Source organism: Streptomyces sp. NPDC016640, assembly GCF_043076215.1.
GTDB lineage: Bacteria > Actinomycetota > Actinomycetes > Streptomycetales > Streptomycetaceae > Streptomyces.
Genome location: NZ_JBIBRG010000019.1, coordinates 113,870 through 129,742 on the forward strand (window position 1 = coordinate 113,870; position 15,873 = coordinate 129,742).

Sequence of the window (15,873 nt, forward strand, 5' to 3'; positions counted from 1 at the left end):
CCCGGACGGCGACCGGTGACGGGCCGGACGGCCGTGGGGATGCGACGGTGGTCGGGCCATCACTGCCCCTGGGAGACGACGTGACCCGTTACGACCGACGCGATCTGGGACTGCTGCTGCTCCGGCTGGGCACGGGAGGGGTGCTCGCGGCGCACGGCGCGCAGAAACTGTTCGGCTGGTTCGGCGGCGGCGGCATCGAGGGCACGGGACAGTTCATGGAGTCCATCGGCTACGTCCCCGGGCGGGCCAACGCGATGGCGGCGGGGATCGCGGAGGCCGGCGGCGGCACGCTGCTGGCGCTCGGCCTGGCCACCCCTGCGGCGGGTGCGGCGGCGGCCGGCGCGATGGCGGGCGCGTCAGCCGTGCACGCGCCCAACGGCTTCTTCAACCAGGAGGGCGGCTTCGAGTACGCCGCGTCCCTGGGCCTGACGGCGGCCGGCCTCGCCGTGACCGGTCCCGGCCGGTTCTCCCTGGACCACGCCCTCGGCCACGCGGTCAACCGGGGCTGGATGGTTCCGGTGGCCTTCGCCGTGACCGCGGCGGCCGCGGTGGTGACCGTGGGGGCGCGCGGCAGGCGGCTGCGGAAGGCCGAGGAGGGCGAGCAGGAGGCACTGTTCGAGGAGTAGGCGGAGGCGGCGTGCCCGGCCGTGCACCTCGCGGGGCCCGCGCGCCCATGGGCGGAGGGCTTCAGCAGCCCGTCGACTCCACGCAGGACCCGGATTCGGGCAGATACCTCTCGGCCCACCTGCCGAGCTCCTTGAGCGCGGGCCCCAGCGCCGCGCCCGATTCCGTCAGACGGTAGGTGACCCGCAGCGGCGGCCCCTCGTCGACCTCACGGGTCAGCAGTCCGGCGGCGCCCAGCTCCGTCAGCCGGTCGGAGAGCATCCGCTCGCTGATGCCGGGGACGGCCCGGCGCAGATCGGCGAAGTACGCGGGCTGCTCCACCAGCACGGCGACGATCGGTCCCGTCCACCGCTTCCCGAGCAGCTGGAAGACGCGGGTGATACCGCCGTCCACCCGCTTGCATGCCGATGCCTCGTGCGCCTGCTCGACCGCCATGTCTCAAGGGTACTACCTCGGCACAAGGGGATGAAAAAAAGTAAGTATCTGTGTTACTTATAGTCGAGTACGAAAAGTCAGCGGTGGCGTGACACGCCTCCGCCCTGCGCCCCTGGAGACATCCCCGATGGCCACCCTTCTGCACATCGACTCGTCCGTGTTCCCGGCGTCCGCCTCCGCCTCCCGCGCCGTGGCGGCGACCTTCCGCAAGGCCTGGGAGGAGCAGCACCCCGAGGGCACGGTGATCCACCGCGACCTCTCCGTGAACCCCGTTGCGCACATCACCGCCGACGCCCACACGGCGGGCTTCGCGGACCCGGCGGCGCACACCCCCGGGCAGGCCGCGGCCTTCGCCGAACGCCTGAGGCTGATCGAGGAGTTCGAGCGGGCGGACGCCCTGCTGATCGGCGCCCCCATGTACAACTTCACGATCCCCTCGACGCTCAAGGCGTGGCTGGACAACGTGATCCTCATGGGCCGCACCGCCGGCGAGAACCCCTCCGCCCAGGGCACCCCGGTCACCGTGATCGCCAGCCGCGGCGGCTCCTACGCGCCCGGCACCCCCCGCGAGGGCTTCGAGTACGTCCAGAACTACCTGCGCGCGGTGCTCGGCGACGGCCTCGGACTCGACGTCGACTTCATCGTCCCGGAGCTGACCATGGCCCCGCACAACCCGGCGATGGGCGAGCTGGTCCCGCTCTTCGAGAGCTCCCGCGAGCGCGCCCACGACGACGCGGCCGCCAAGGCCAAGGCCCTCGCCGGGCGGCTGACGGCGTAGCCCCGGTCACGGCGCGCCCGACGCCGGGTCACGCCCGGCGCCCCCGGTCCGGGTGAACCCTCCGAGTGCGCCTGGCCGCCGGCGGCCAGGACCGGGGATCACGGCATCCGCGAGCCGGCCGAGGCGGTCCGCACGGCGGACCGTCTCGGCCGACCCGCCCGTCGGCTCTTCCTTACGCATTAGTAAGTTTACTCTCGGGTAAGTAAGCAGGGCAGCACCAGCACGAGAGCATCAGCCGCGACCGGGAGCCGTCATGGGCGTACGCAGGGATCTGGAACGGGCGAGACGACGCACCGATCCGGCGGGCCGTACCAGAGCCGAGACCGTCAGGGACGAGCGGGGCGTCGTGCGCGAGGCCCGTACGGCGCCCCTCGCCCCGCCGGCCACCGGCACCACCGCCGACATCCCGTACACCAACGCGGCCGAGGCGCCCGACGCGGTGGTCCTGCGGCGCGAGGAGCACGGCACCTGGCGTCCGGTCACGGCGGCGGCCTTCGCCCAGGAGGTCACCGCCGTGGCCAAGGGGCTGATCGCCGCCGGCCTCGAACCGGGCGACCGGGTCGCCGTGATGTCCCGTACCCGCTACGAGTGGACGGTCCTGGACTTCGCGATCTGGTCCGCCGGCGGCCGGACGGTGCCGGTCTACGCCACCTCGTCCGCGGAGCAGGTGGAGTGGATCGTGCGCGACTCCGGCGCCCGGTACGTCGTCACGGAGACCGCGGAGCACACCGCCACCGTCACCACCGGCACCGCCGCCCACCCCTCGCCCCCGCGCGTGTGGGAACTGGAGGCGGACGCCCTCGCCGACCTCACCACGCTCGGCGAAGGGGTCCTGGACGAGGAGGTCACCGAGCGCCGCGCGGCCCTGACCCCCGACACCGTCGCGACCCTCTGCTACACCTCCGGCACCACCGGTCGCCCCAAGGGCTGTGTGCTCACGCACGCCAACCTGCACGCCGAGGCCGCCAACACCGTGGAGTTGCTGCACCCCGTCTTCAAGGAGGTCACCGGCCAGGTCGCCTCGACCCTGCTGTTCCTCCCGCTGGCCCACGTCCTCGGCCGCACCATCCAGATCGCCTGCCTGCTCGCGCGCATCGAGATCGGGCACTGCCCGAGCATCAAGCCGGACGAACTGCGGCCCGCGCTCAAGTCGTTCCGCCCGACGTTCCTGGTCGGTGTCCCCTACCTCTTCGAGAAGATCCACGACACCGGCCGGGCCACCGCGGAGAAGATCGGCCGCGGCGCCTCCTTCGAACGCGCCCACCGCGTCGCCGTACGCTTCGGCGAGGCCCACCTGGACCGGTTCCTGGGCCGCGGAAAGGGCCCCGGCCCCGGTCTGTACGCCGCCTGGGCGCTGTACGACCTGCTGGTCTACCGCCGTGTCCGCGAGGAACTCGGCGGGCGCCTGCGCTACGCCATCAGCGGCGGTTCCCCGCTGGAGCGCGACCTCAACCTCTTCTTCTACGCGGCCGGAATCATGGTGTACGAGGGCTACGGCCTGACCGAGACCACCGCCGCCGCCACCATCGTCCCGCCGCTGGGCCCCCGCCCCGGCACGGTCGGCCTCCCGGTCCCCGGCACCGCGGTCCGGATCGCCGGCGACGGCGAGGTGCGCGTCAAGGGCGGCATCGTCTTCGGTGCCTACTGGAACGATCCGGCCGCCACGGGGGAGGTGCTCGACGACGGCTGGTTCACCACCGGCGACCTCGGCTCCCTGGACGAGGACGGCTATCTGACCATCACCGGCCGCAAGAAGGACATCCTCGTCACCTCCGGCGGCAAGAACGTCTCCCCGGCCGTCCTGGAGGACCGTCTGCGCAGCCGCCCGCCCGTCGGCCAGTGCCTCGTCGTCGGCGACAACCGTCCCTTCGTGGCCGCGCTGATCGCCCTCGACCCCGAGACGGTCGCCCACTGGCTGTCGGTCCGCCGGCTGCCCGCCGGCACCCCGATGTCCGAGGTGGTCCGCGACCCGCGGATGCGGGCCGACGTGCAGCGGGCCGTCGACCACGCCAACGAGGCGGTCTCCCGCGCGGAGTCCATCCGCGCCTTCGCCCTCGTCGAGGGCGGGTTCACCGAGGAGAACGGGCTGCTGACCCCCTCGCTCAAGGTCAGACGACAGGCGGCGCAGGAGGCGTACGCACGGGAGATCGAGGCGCTGTACTCCTGACCCGCTCCGTCACGGCGAGGAACGGAGGCACCGCGCGCGGACGCGGTTCCGGGCCGGCAGCAGGAGGGGGAGGAGCTGCCGCCAAGGGCCCGCCGGCGCGGCCCGGACGTCCTCTCCCCGCCCGGTCGTCACGGTCGCCTCGAACCGGCGGAGGCCCGGGCGGGGAGGCGGGCCGGAGCGGGGCGTCCGGGGCGGTGGCGCCGCGGGGGCCGTAGGTGAGGCCGGTGACGTCGCCGTCACCGGCCATGCGCCCCCGCCGTCCGTCCGAGGAAGGCGGACAGGCCGGCCAGGAGGCGGTCGACGTCCTCGCCGCTGGTGTAGGGCGCGAGGCCGAGGCGGAGGCCGCCGGTGTCCCCGAGGCCGAGACGGCGGGAGGCCTCCAGCGCGTAGAACGAGCCGGAGGGCGCGTGGACGCCGCGTTCGGCGAGGAAGCGGTAGGCGTCCTCGGTGCGGTGGCCGTCGAGGGTGACCAGCAGGGTCGGGGTGCGCCGGGCCGCGCGGGACAGGACGGTGACCTCCCCGAAGGCCGCCAGACCCTGCTCCAGCCGGCCCCGCAGCGTGCCCTCGTGTTCCTCGATCACCGCGAACGCCGAGCCGAGCCGTTCCCGGCGGCTGCCGCCCGGCCGCGCCGCCAGGCCGGCCAGGAAGTCGACGGCCGCGCGGGTGCCGGCGAGGAACTCGTAGGGCAGCGTGCCGAGTTCGAACCGCTCGGGGACCGCGTCCGCGGAGGGCAGCAGCTTGTCCGGGCGCAGTGTCTCCAGCAGCTCGGGGCGGGCGGCCAGAACGCCGTGGTGCGGGCCGAGGAACTTGTACGGGGAGCAGACGAGGAAGTCCGCGCCCAGCGCCTCGATGTCGACCAGGCGGTGGGCGGCGTAGTGCACGCCGTCGACGTACAGCAGCGCGCCCGCCTCGTGCACGATCTCGGCGATCTCGGCGACCGGGGGGATGGTTCCGATCAGGTTGGAGGCCGCGGTGACCGCCACCAGCCGGGTGCGCTCGCCGAGCACGGCCCGGACGTCGTCGGCCGTCAGTTCACCGGTGGCCGGGTCGAAGTCCGCCCACCGGACGGTGGCGCCGGCCCGCTCCGCCGCCTGCACCCACGGGCGGATGTTGGCGTCGTGGTCCAGCCGCGTGACGACCACCTCGTCGCCCGGCGACCAGCTCCGGGCCAGCGTGCGGGAGAAGTCGTAGGTGAGCTGGGTGGCGCTGCGCCCGAAGACGATGCCCGCCGGGTCGGCGCCCAGGAGATCGGCCATGGCGCGGCGGGCCTCGACGACGAGGGTCTCGGCGTTGCGCTCGCCGGGCAGGCCGTCGCCCCGGATCGAGAGGGGCCGGGACAGCGCGGCGCCGATCGCCTGGATCACGGGCAGCGGCGTCTGGGTGCCGCCGGGGCCGTCGAAGTGCGCGGTGCCGGCGGCCAGTGCGGGAATCCGGGCACGCAGGGCGGTGAGGTCGTACGTCATGGGGGCCTTCCTGTCGAACACGGCCTGGGGGGTGGGGCGGCACGCCGGTCAGGTGCGCGGCCCGTCGGCCGCCGGTTCCCGCGGCGGGTCGACGAGCTGCTCGCGCAGATAGTTCCAGACGACCGCGACCAGCGCGGCGACCGGTACGGCGAGCAGACTGCCGACGATGCCGGCCAGGCTGCCGCCCAGCGTCACCGCGAGCAGGACGACCGCCGCGTGCAGACCGAGACCGCGGCTCTGGATCATGGGCTGGAACACGTTCCCCTCCAGCTGCTGCACCACGATGATGACGGCCAGCACGATCAGCGCGTCCGTCAGTCCGTTGGACACCAGCGCGATCAGCACCGCGACCAGACCGGCGAACAGGGCGCCGATGATGGGCACGAACGCGGCCACGAAGGTCAGCACGGCCAGCGGAAGCACCAGCGGTACGTCCAGGATCCACAGGCCCAGGCCGATCAGTACGGCGTCGAGCAGGCCGACGAGCGCCTGGGAGCGCACGAACGCCCCCAGCGTGTCCCAGCACCGCGCGGTCACGACCGGGACGTCGGTGGCGAGCCGGCCGGGGAGCTGCCGGCCGAGCCACGGCAGGAAACGCGGACCGTCCTTGAGGAAGAAGAACATCAGGAAGAGTCCCAGCACGGCGGTCACCACACCGTTGAACACGGTGGTCACTCCCGTGACGACCGTGCCGACGATGGTTCCGGCACTGTCCTGGACGCGGGCGGTAGCGGTGTCGAAGGCACCGGCGATCCGGTCCTCCCCGATGTTCAGCGGCGGCCCGGCGGCCCACTCGCGCAGCCTCTGGATGCCCTCCACCACGCCGTCCGTCAGCTCACCGGACTGCGACGCCACGGGCACCGCGATCAGCGCCACGGTGCCCGTGGCCACCAGCAGGAACAGCACGGTCACCAGGGACGCGGCGAGCGCCGGTGGCAGACCGCGCCGGCGCAGGAAACGGGCGGGGGGCCAGGTGAGGGTGGTGAGGAGGAGACCGACTATGAGCGGCCAGACCACCGACCACATGCGGCCCAGGAGCCACAGCACCACCGCGGCGGCCACCAGGACCAGCAACAGCTCACCGGAGACGCGCGCCGAAGTGCGCAGCGCGGCGCGGGTTCTCCCCGCGTTCAACGTGGCAGACATGGAGGCACCCTATGGGGCCCGCCGGCCGGGTGATCGCCCGGGACCCGTGCCGGGGAGCCCGTCCGGCGGTGTTCCATCGTGCCGGCCGGGACCGGGCGGGCCGGGTGGGGCAGACTGGGGTCATGGGCGACGTCAAGGCCCGCGGGACACCGTCACGTCGGTTCCCCCCGGCGCCGGAGAGCGCGGCGGAGGCCCGGCGGTTCGTGCGGGCCCTTCTCGGCGAGGCCGCGCCGGACCTGATGGACACCGCACAGCTGCTGGTCAGCGAGCTGGTGACCAACGCGGTGCTGTACGCCCGCACGGAGGTCGAGGTGGCGGCTCGTCTCGAGGACGGCACCGTCCATGTGCGGGTGAGCGACCGGCGCCCGGACCGCGGGCTCGTGCCGCACGGCTGGTCCCCGTACTCGGGCACCGGTCACGGTCTGCCACTGGTCGCGCGGCTGTCCTCGCGGCGTGGTGTCGAGACGGACGACGAGGGCAAGACGGTGTGGTTCGAGCTGCGGCCCGAGGGACCTCCGCGGTACCCGGGCGGCTGGGAGCCCGTCGTGGCGCCCGCGGGCACCGGCGGGACCGTGACGCTGCTCGACGTGCCGTCGGCGCTCTGCTCGGCGTCCCAGCAGCACCGGCACACCCTGCTGCGCGAGGCCGCCCTGGCCGCGGCCGCGGGACGGGATCCGGCGGTGCCGCCGGACGACCTCGACGTCGCCCAGGACATGAGCGGCCTGATCACCGCGGCCGTGACGGACGCGCTGCGCCGGCGGCCCGCCGAGGGAGCCGTCCGGTCGCTGCCCCTGTCGCTGCCGCCGGACGCCGGGCCGTCGGTGCAGAGGCTGCGCGCGGTTCTGGACCTGGCCGAGGAAGGCGCCCGCGAGGAGCGTCTGCTGACCCTCCCGGCGCTCCCCCGGCAGCGTCTCTTCCACCGGTGGCTGTTCGACCAGATCGTCGGCCAGCTCGCCGGGGCGGAGCCCACGGCGTGGACGGTGGTGCCCGGTGAACCCGGTGTCCGTCCCTCGGAGCCGGCGCCGTGGGACGCCGGACAGGTGCGGGCGAGCAGGGTCCCGACGATCGCCGTGGACGAGCGCGACCGGATCATCGCGGCGAACGGACCGGCGGCGGACATGCTCGGGTGGCACCCGGACGACCTCGTCGGGCGGCCGCTCACCACGCTCATCCCGGAGCACCTCCGCAGCCGGCACAGGACGGCGTTCACCTCCCTGCTGCTGCGCGGACAGCCCCGGATCCTGGGCCGCTCGGTGCCGCTCCCCGCGCTGCACCGCGACGGCCGGCTGATCCCCGTACGTCTGGTCGTCCTGCCGCAGGAGACGGCCGACGGCCGCACCGTCTTCGTCGCCCAGCTGCTCCCACGGGGGGCCGCCCCCGGCCCTGCCGCGCACCCGGCCGGCCGGGTGCGGCCGGCGGCGCGGCCGGAGCGGGACCGGCGGCCCCCACCGGCCGGCGGCGGAGGCGGCCGGGGCGCGAGCCGGGCGGACGGGTCCGCGCTGGAGCGGCTGACCCTGCTCGCCGACACCGCGACCGCGCTCAGCAACGCCGCGGACCTGGCCGAGGGCCTGCGGGACGTGGGCCGGATCCTCACCCGGCGGCTGGCCGACTGGTGCACCGTGGACCTGGTCGTGGACGACGCCCGGGTGGAACGGGTCGCCATCGTCCACCGCCTCGAGCACGGCCCGTGGCCCGAGGAGTACGGGGGCCCGCTGCCCCCGGTGACCGCCGCCGCCCGGGGCCCCCTGGCCCGTGCGCTGCGCGGGGCGGGCCCGCTGCTGCTCACCGGGCCCCCCTCGCCCGGCGAGGTCGCGAGCCCTGTGGACGCCCACTACCTGGGACTCTTCCGGACCATGGGGGCGGACAGCGGCATCGTCGCCCCGCTCCGGGCCCGCAGACAGACCATCGGCGCCCTCACCCTGGCCCGCCGCGGACCGGACCGGCCGTTCACGGAGGAGGACCTGGCGCTGGTCCACGACCTGGCGCGCGGTCTCGCCCTGGGGGTGGACAACATCCGGCTGCACCAGGAGACCCGCACCATCGCCGAACGCCTCCAGCGTTCCCTGCTGACCGCGCTGCCGGAGGTCGGGAACCTGCCGATGGCGGCCCGCTACGCGGCCTCCTCCGCCACCGCCCAGGTCGGCGGCGACTGGTACGACGGCTTCGTCCTGCCCAACGGGGACACGGCGCTGGTCATCGGCGACGTCACCGGGCACAACCTCGACGCGGCCATCGCCATGAGCCAGCTGCGCAGCATGCTGCGCGCCATCGCCGTGGACCGTCAGGAGCCGCCGGAGGAAGTGCTGCGCCGGCTGGACATGGCCAACCACCACCTCTACCGGGAGGCCACCGGCACCTGTGTCTACGCCCTGGTCGAGGGCGCCCCTGACGGTCCCTGGGACCTGGTGCACTCCTCCGCGGGACATCTGCCGCCGCTGCTCGTCGCCGAGGACGGCCGCGCCCGCTACCTGACGGACGGCGCGGGGCTGCTGCTCGGTGTGGAACCCGACAGGCCCCGTCCCCGCGCCCGGGACGCGGTGCCGGCCGGGTCGACGGTCCTGCTGTACACCGACGGCCTCGTCGAACGCCGCGACGAGCACCTGGACGACGCCCTGGAGCGGCTCCGGCGACGGGCGTGCGCGCTGGCCCGCGAGCCCCTCGACGTGTTCTGCGACGAGCTGCTGATCGGCCTCGGCGCCGACAGCGCCGACGACATCGCCGTCCTCGCCCTGCGGCCGGCCCCGCCGCGCCGGGCGAACGGGCGTGCCGCCCGCGGCTGACGCCCCCGGACGGTCCTTCCCGCGGCCGGCGTGCCGCGCGGGCTGCCCGGCGACGGGATCGTCTCCGCCCGGGCGGCCCCGTCCCGGTCCGCGCGGCGGCGGTCCGGGCACCTCGGGAAGCCGGGGACCAGAGACCGGCCGGCGCGGGAACGCGCCCCGCGGCGCCCCGTCCGGACGACACCGGTGGCGGCGCCCGGACGGGGCACCGCCACCGGTGCGGTGTGTCCGCGGAGGAGCGGTCAGTTGAACGGGTCGAGCGTGATGGAGGCCTGGCGCGGGTTGCCGTCGTGGACGAGCGACTCGTGGTTGCCCACGTCGTCGAAGGCGAAGGCGTAGGCCCTGCCGTCGGCCATGTGCGCGTGGATGGCCCGCGCGTAGTGGTTGGTGACGGCGTCCTGGTAGAAGCCGGCCGAACCGGAGTCGGGCTGGTTGGGGTTGCTCAGCAGGGTGGAGCGGTGGAAGCCCGCACACAGGGTGCGCGAGATCGGGCCGCGCACCTGGTCGTTCGGCGCGTCGAGCCGCCCGTGGCAGCCGAAGATGGACGAGGCGTCGGGCTTCTGGAAGCTGGTGACGACGGCGCCCGTGCCGTTGGTGAAGTTCATGACGCCACCGGAGACCCGGCCGTAGTACTTGATGTCGGGCCGGTCGCCGAAGGGGGTGACCGTCAGGGTCTGGCCGGAGTACTTCTGCCAGACGCGGTTGACGTAGTCGTCCATGACCGACGCCGGCAGGGCGCCCGTCTCCACCCCGTACAGCGGGGACAGCGCCCGCAGCACGGTGCCGTCGGACCGGGTGTGGATCAGATTGGCCCAGCCGCCGGACTGTGCCCTCAGGGCGTTGAAGACCCCGTTGTAGCCGCCCGCCTTCAGCCGGCCGGTGGTCGCCGTGCTGCCGTCGGCGCGCTGCACCCCTACCGAGTAGGGCGCGGAGAACATGTCGACCTGGGTGCTGTTGAGCCACAGCCCCGAGTCGTTGAGCGTGTACTCCGTCCAGTTGAACAGGATGTTGCGGTTGGGGTCGCTCGGGTTCTGCACGGCGGGCTGCACCAGGCCGCCCGTGGTCAGCTTGAACACGAGCTTCTGGCCGTAGGAGAAGTAGATGCGGCCGGAGAACTTCGGCATGCGGATGGTCGCGGACCGCCCTGCCGCCGGGCCCGTTATCGACGCGTCGGGGGCGGGGGTGGGCGGGTTGCCGCCCGCGGGCCAGGGGTGGAAGGTGCCGCTCGCGTCGGCCCAGCCCTGACGGCCCGTCGACAGTTCGGTGCCCAGGTTGTAGACGTAGACCTGCTCACCGCGGCCGGAGTTGTTGGTGATCTGCAGGGGGATGGTGGCCGGGACTGCCGCCTCGGCGGCCCCGGCGGGCGCGGCCGTTCCCGCGGTGAGCAGCGAGCCGGCGAGGATCGTGGCGACGGCCGTTCCCACGGTGAGGGCGCTCCGTCTGAGCAAGCGGAACATGCTCTGTCTCCATTCGACTGTGTCGGTGGGGGAAGGATGTGAGAGCGCTCTCAGAGTTACGCCTTGATCTAGACCTGTCAACGGTTTGAGGGTGACGGACCCGACGGTGCCGGGTCCGTCACCCTCCGCTGCGTGCGCCCCGGGGCGGGGCGCACGGGGGACTACAGCCGTTCGGCCGGGAGCGACGCGTAGAGCTCGGCCAGAGCGGTCACCGCGGGGTGGCCGGCGGGGAAGCGGAGGTCGTCCACCCGCGTGACGGGGAGGACCCCGACGGCGGCGTTGGTGGCGAACACGGCTTCGCACTCGGCCAGTTCGGGCAGCGTGACCCGGGCGGCCGTCCCGGCCCCGGCGCGGCGCAGGAGTTCACGGGCGGTGCCCGCGAGGGCCGGGCCGGCGGGCCAGACCACCCGGCCCTCGCGGACGACACCGACGTTCCAGGTGCTGCCCTCCAGCACCGTCGCGTCGCCGTCGGTGAACAGGACGTCGTCGAAGCCGGCCCTGCGGGCCTCGCGCCGCAGCCGCAGCACGCCGAACAGACCGACGCCCTTCACCTCGGGCAGCTCCCTCAGGTGGACGGCGGACCGCACCCGCAGCGGCTCCTCCCCGGTCGCGGGCGCCGGTCTGGCCGTCACCAGGACCTGCGGGTCCGCGTCCTCGGCGATGGTGCCGAGGTGGAGGGACGGATCGAAGACGGTGATCCGCACGGTGCACCGGCCCTCCGCCGGCACCGCCCGGCGCACCCAGGCGCGGACCCGCCCGAGGTCGAGCGGCGCGTCGAAGAGGACACGGCAGTCCCGGGCCAGGCGTTGCAGGTGCAGCTCCAGTCCGCGGACCCTGCCGTCCTCGACCGCCATGGTGGTGAAGTGGCCGTAGTTGGTCAGGGCCAGTGTCCGCAGTGCCTCCGGGCCGGCGGGCGAGCCGTTCAGTTCGGCCGGGGAGCCCACCGTGCCGCCTGCCGGGAGGAGTCCCTTCACCGCTCGCCGCCTCGGCCGGGCGCGCGCCGGCCGGCGCGGAGCGGGCTCATTTGATGAAGTCCTCGACGACCTTCGGCGGCCAGGTGCCGACCTTGAGCACGCCCATGGAGTAGGCACGGGACACCAGGGCGGCCCGGTTGGGTACCTTGAGCTTACGGAGCAGGCCGGAGACGTGGTATTCCACTCCCTGGCGGCTGAGGTAGAGGCGGGAGGCGAGGGGCACGGTGGAGACACCGGCGGCTATGCCCTCGAGGATGCGGGCGTCGACCTCGCTGAGGAGCTTCTTCTTCGGCACCACCACCCCCGAGTCCGCGCTCTCGCCGTCCGCCGCGGGCAGCATCACCAGGATCGCGGCGACGTCGGGGATGTGACTGCCGCGCACGGCCATCGCGGTCAGCGGAAGCGTGCGCGCGGTGTCCTGGCCCACGGTGATGACCTCGGTGGCGAACCGGTGCCTCTTGCCCTCCAGCATGCGCGAGAACTGCTGCATCAGCGGCTGCTGGACGCTGGGGTGCACCAGATCGCAGAAGGGCCGGCCGCAGAGGTCCTCCACGGGGCTGCCGAACCGGCGGTCGAACTCCTGGTTGACCTGCTGGATGGTCAGGCTGGGATCCAGGCACGCCACGGAGGTGTGGGAACCGTCGACACCGGCGACAGCGGCGTCCAGCGGCCCCTGGGTCCCTCCTACGGCGTGCGGACGATCCAAGACGAGGTCGTGGGGGGAGAGCGTCAAGGAACTCAGGCCCTTCTGCGTTGTGCGGCAAGGAGAACCAAGAACACGGAGGTCATTCGACGGGAGGGCGTTGAGGCCCCTGATCCCACTGAATCGCCGTGCTGGTGAGTGGAATGTTCCGGAGATTACGGAGACGGGTATCCACAGGTCAATGTGAACCGGGGTGGGCCCGCCAATACTGTGGTCGCCCCTTCGGTAGGTACGGTCCCGTACCGAAAGGTTTCGGTGTGCGGGGGTTCGGTGTGACCGGGGTGACCGCACGCAGGCGCACCGCCCTTACCGGGCGAAATGCCCGGCGGGAGCACTCAGGGGAAGGGACGCGGCACACTGGGTCGACGATGCGGGCCCGAGGGGGGCGGCCGTGGCCACACCGGGCGGGCGGGCGTACCGCGGACGGTGCCATTGCCACACGGCGGGCTCCGCACACGGAAACACCCGGGCACGCTCGTTGAATTAAACGAACGGTTCCCGGGCGTTCCTGGGCGGCTCATTCCCCCGACGGGGACGGAAATTACGCGCCGGAAAACAGCGCGATGAGTTCTCGGCGACCTGCGATCCCGAGTTTTCGGTAGGAATGGGTGAGGTGCTTCTCCACGGCCCGGGAGCTGACCCCGAGGGTCTCCGCGATCTCCTGGTTCGTCAGTCCCTTGCAGGCGAAGGCCGCCACCCGGCGTTCGGTACGGGTGAGGACGGCCTCCGGCGCGGGGACGGCGGAGAGGGACTGCGCGCCGCCGACGGCGGCGCGTTCCGCCAGCCACGGCGCGCCGCACGCGGTGGCGAGCGTGGCGGCCTCACGGGCCAGGGCCTGCGACTCCACTCCCCCGCCCAGCCGTTCGGCGAGCGAGAGCAGGGCACGGGCCAGTTCCAGCTGGTTGGCGGAACCGCGCAGCACGGCGACCGCCTGCCGCAGCAGCGCCGTTCCCCGTCCGCCCTCCTCCAGGCGGCCCAGCAGGCGCAGCGCGCGGCCGAGGCCCACCGGAGCGCCCCACTGCTCGGCCCGGGCGTGCTCCTCCTCCGCGAGGGCGCGCGCCGCCCTGAGGTCCCCGAGGCGGCGGTGGACTCCGATGGCCCAGGGACGCCAGGGGAACAGCACCGGGTTGTGCCAGCCGGCGGCCTCGAGACGGCGGCCGCAGGACTGCAGGGAGTCCAGGGCCCCGGTGAGGTCACCGGCGGCGACGTCGCCGGCGGCCTGCAGCAGGCGCAGCATCGCGGTGACGGTCAGGCCCTGGGGGCGGATGTTCTCGGCGCGCCGCAGCACCTGCCGGGCCGGCCCGGGGTCCCGGGTCTCCAGCGCCACCATGGCGTGCGCGAGCGTGGCGATGCTGCCGAGGCTGTGCCGGTCGGACTCGGTCATGCCGAGGGCGATCTCCGACTGCTCGCGGGCCTGGGTGAGCCGGCCGCGGCCGATGTGGATCAGGGCCCGCTCGATGTGCACCAGCGCGTCGGCCGGCGCGGTGTGCTGCTCCCGGGCCCGGTACTCGACGGCGAGCCAGGAGTCGAGCGCCTCCACGGAGTCGGCGGCGACCATGGTGATGACCACCAGGGGAAGGGTGGACTGGACGCGGGCGGAGGTCGCCGGTTCGCGGTCGAGGACGCGTTCCGCGCGTCGCACCACGTCCGCGGCCGGCAGGCTGCCGCCGAAGGTGGCGGCGACGAGCAGGGCGATCGTCAGCTCCCGCTCGCCCCCGGTGTCCAGCGGCGGTTCGGGGCCGAGCCGCCTCAGCCGTTCGGCGGCGTCGGCGAGCTCGTGGGGGTCCTCGTAGGCGCAGTGGCGCAGCCGGGCCTCCAGGCGCAGGGCGAGGTCGCGCTCGGTTCCGGTGAGCGCGGCGGCGGGTCCCAGCCCGTCCGCGGCCTGGAGCAGCAGCTCGACGACGCCGGACGGAGCGGGCCCGAGCGGAGTCGGTGAGATGCGCAGCACCGCCGCGGCCCGGTCACGGGGCTCGGGCAGCAGGGCCGTCGCCTGCGCGATGTGCCGTTCGCAGGCGAGGGGGTCGAAGGCCCGCTCGGCGGTGCCGAGTTCGACGAGCAGGCGGGCGCGGTCCACGCCCTGGGCGGCGCTGTCGAGCAGGGCGCGGCGCAGGTAGCGGGCGGCCGCGTCGGGGGCCCCGCGGCGCAGCGCGGTGTCGGCGGCGGACCGCAGGACGTCCACGATCCAGGGCTGATGGCGGGTGACGGCGGCCATCAGCTGGGCGGCGACCTGCTCGGCGGGACGACCCCTGCGGTACAGCAGGGCGGCCGCATCGTCGTGGAGCTGTTCGCGCTGGACCATGGTCAGGGTCGACTCGGCGGCGTCCCGTACGACGCGGTGGACGAAGCGTGGTTCGGGGCCCGGGCGGACGAGTCCGAGGGCCGCGAGGGTGCGCAGTGCGGCCGCGTAGCCGACGGGGTCGAGGCGGGCCAGGTCGGCGGCGTTCTCCGGGTCGACGTGGTCGCCGAGGACGGCGATGGCGGCCGCGAGGTCACGGACCGGCTGTGCCTGGGTGCGCAGGATGCTGGCGAGGCGCTCGCGCAGCTGGGAGGGGCGCAACGACCGTGCCCGGTCGGCGTGTTCGGCAAGCGGCCGCAGGCCGTCGTGCTCCATGCGGAGCAGGATCGACAGCAGGAACAGGGGGTTGCCGACGGAGGTCTCGTGGCAGGCGCGGACGAAGGCGTCGTCGCCCGGCTCGCCGAGCCGCTCCTGGACCAGCCGGCGGGTGGCGTCGAGGCTGAGGGAGGCGGGCCGCAGGGTCTGGGTCGCGGCTTCCCTGACCTCCCGGACCAGGGTGTGGTGGGTGCGCGGGTCCCCGTCGCGCAGGGCGCACACCACGACGGCGCGCAGGCCGTGCAGTCGTTTCGCCAGGTAGGTGAGCCAGCGCAGGGAGGGCACGTCGGACCACTGGAGGTCGTCGACGAGGATGAGGAGTCTGCCGTCGGCGCTGACGTTGGCGAGGAGGGAGAGCAGGCCGTGCAGGACCGCCTCGGTGGCCGCGGCGGCCTGGTCGGCACCCGGTGAGGCGCTGTCGTCGGCGAAGACGTGCCGGGCGAAGGACGCGTGGGCGTCCATCCAGCGGGCGCGGGTGTCCTCGGGGGAGACGGACAGCAGGCTCTCGAAGAGCTGCCGCACGACTCCGAAGGCGAAGTCCTGCTCCATGGGGGCCGCGTTGGCGCGCAGCACCCGGATGTCGTCGTGCCCCTCGGCGAGGGCGGGCAGGGACCGCAGCAGGGCGGACCGGCCGATGCCGAGCGGTCCGGTGATGAGGATCAGGGAGGATCTGCCCTGGTCGGCGGCGGCCAGTGCCGCCTCGACCAGGGACGTCTCGGTGGTGCGCTCCAGCAGCAT

At 74.0% G+C, this 15,873-nt stretch carries 11 protein-coding genes; 4 read left to right on the forward strand and 7 right to left on the reverse strand.

What is annotated here, in order from left to right; genetic code table 11:
• Positions 1–80: 80 nt before the first annotated feature.
• Complete coding sequence (locus ACF07S_RS30590) at positions 81–626, forward strand: DoxX family protein (protein ID WP_391966682.1); 546 nt, start codon at positions 81–83, stop codon at positions 624–626.
• Positions 627–687: 61 nt separating this feature from the next.
• On the opposite strand, the gene ACF07S_RS30595 is transcribed toward ACF07S_RS30590, so the two are convergent.
• Positions 688–1,059: a winged helix-turn-helix transcriptional regulator gene (locus ACF07S_RS30595; protein WP_391966683.1), complete on the reverse strand. Its 372-nt coding sequence runs from the start codon at positions 1,057–1,059 to the stop codon at positions 688–690.
• 127 nt (positions 1,060–1,186) lie between these two features.
• Here ACF07S_RS30595 and ACF07S_RS30600 point away from each other — a divergent pair, with 127 nt between their 5' ends.
• Positions 1,187–1,837 carry an FMN-dependent NADH-azoreductase gene (locus ACF07S_RS30600; RefSeq protein WP_391966684.1) on the forward strand — a complete coding sequence of 217 codons (651 nt, stop codon included), beginning with the start codon at positions 1,187–1,189 and terminating at the stop codon, positions 1,835–1,837.
• A gap of 253 nt (positions 1,838–2,090) precedes the next feature.
• Positions 2,091–4,004, forward strand: coding sequence for an AMP-dependent synthetase/ligase (locus ACF07S_RS30605; RefSeq protein WP_391975665.1), 1,914 nt, complete (start codon positions 2,091–2,093; stop codon positions 4,002–4,004).
• Positions 4,005–4,240: 236 nt separating this feature from the next.
• Here ACF07S_RS30605 and ACF07S_RS30610 read toward each other — a convergent pair whose 3' ends face one another.
• Both ACF07S_RS30610 and ACF07S_RS30615 read right to left on the reverse strand, forming a co-directional pair.
• Positions 4,241–5,467, reverse strand: a complete 1,227-nt coding sequence (locus tag ACF07S_RS30610; RefSeq protein ID WP_391966686.1) for a cysteine desulfurase-like protein — start codon at positions 5,465–5,467, stop codon at positions 4,241–4,243.
• Positions 5,468–5,515: 48 nt separating this feature from the next.
• Positions 5,516–6,613 (reverse strand): AI-2E family transporter, encoded by a 1,098-nt coding sequence (locus ACF07S_RS30615; protein WP_391966687.1) that lies wholly within the window; start codon positions 6,611–6,613, stop codon positions 5,516–5,518.
• Positions 6,614–6,735: 122 nt separating this feature from the next.
• Between ACF07S_RS30615 and ACF07S_RS30620 the strand changes: the two genes are divergently transcribed.
• Entirely contained in the window at positions 6,736–9,393 is a 2,658-nt protein-coding gene (locus tag ACF07S_RS30620) for a SpoIIE family protein phosphatase (RefSeq protein WP_391966688.1), read from the forward strand.
• Positions 9,394–9,632: 239 nt separating this feature from the next.
• On the opposite strand, the gene ACF07S_RS30625 is transcribed toward ACF07S_RS30620, so the two are convergent.
• The 4 genes from ACF07S_RS30625 to ACF07S_RS30640 form a co-directional block, all read right to left on the reverse strand.
• Positions 9,633–10,847 (reverse strand): glycoside hydrolase family 64 protein, encoded by a 1,215-nt coding sequence (locus ACF07S_RS30625; protein ID WP_391966689.1) that lies wholly within the window; start codon positions 10,845–10,847, stop codon positions 9,633–9,635.
• Between the two features lie 161 nt (positions 10,848–11,008).
• Positions 11,009–11,821 (reverse strand): aminotransferase class IV, encoded by an 813-nt coding sequence (locus ACF07S_RS30630; RefSeq protein WP_391966690.1) that lies wholly within the window; start codon positions 11,819–11,821, stop codon positions 11,009–11,011.
• A 46-nt stretch (positions 11,822–11,867) separates the two neighbouring features.
• Positions 11,868–12,527: a PAS domain-containing protein gene (locus ACF07S_RS30635; RefSeq protein WP_391975666.1), complete on the reverse strand. Its 660-nt coding sequence runs from the start codon at positions 12,525–12,527 to the stop codon at positions 11,868–11,870.
• A 538-nt stretch (positions 12,528–13,065) separates the two neighbouring features.
• Complete coding sequence (locus tag ACF07S_RS30640; protein WP_391975667.1) at positions 13,066–15,873, reverse strand: ATP-binding protein; 2,808 nt, start codon at positions 15,871–15,873, stop codon at positions 13,066–13,068.

What these genes read in the sequence shown, in the direction of transcription:
- ACF07S_RS30595 (WP_391966683.1), bottom strand. Translation starts at nt 1,059, where the DNA reads ATGGCGGTCGAGCAGGCGCACGAGGCATCGGCATGCAAGCGGGTGGAC.
- ACF07S_RS30600 (WP_391966684.1), top strand. Translation starts at nt 1,187, where the DNA reads ATGGCCACCCTTCTGCACATCGACTCGTCCGTGTTCCCGGCGTCCGCC.
- ACF07S_RS30605 (WP_391975665.1), top strand. Translation starts at nt 2,091, where the DNA reads ATGGGCGTACGCAGGGATCTGGAACGGGCGAGACGACGCACCGATCCG.
- ACF07S_RS30610 (WP_391966686.1), bottom strand. Translation starts at nt 5,467, where the DNA reads ATGACGTACGACCTCACCGCCCTGCGTGCCCGGATTCCCGCACTGGCC.
- ACF07S_RS30615 (WP_391966687.1), bottom strand. Translation starts at nt 6,613, where the DNA reads ATGTCTGCCACGTTGAACGCGGGGAGAACCCGCGCCGCGCTGCGCACT.
- ACF07S_RS30620 (WP_391966688.1), top strand. Translation starts at nt 6,736, where the DNA reads ATGGGCGACGTCAAGGCCCGCGGGACACCGTCACGTCGGTTCCCCCCG.
- ACF07S_RS30625 (WP_391966689.1), bottom strand. Translation starts at nt 10,847, where the DNA reads ATGTTCCGCTTGCTCAGACGGAGCGCCCTCACCGTGGGAACGGCCGTC.
- ACF07S_RS30640 (WP_391975667.1), bottom strand. Translation starts at nt 15,873, where the DNA reads ATGCTGCTGGAGCGCACCACCGAGACGTCCCTGGTCGAGGCGGCACTG.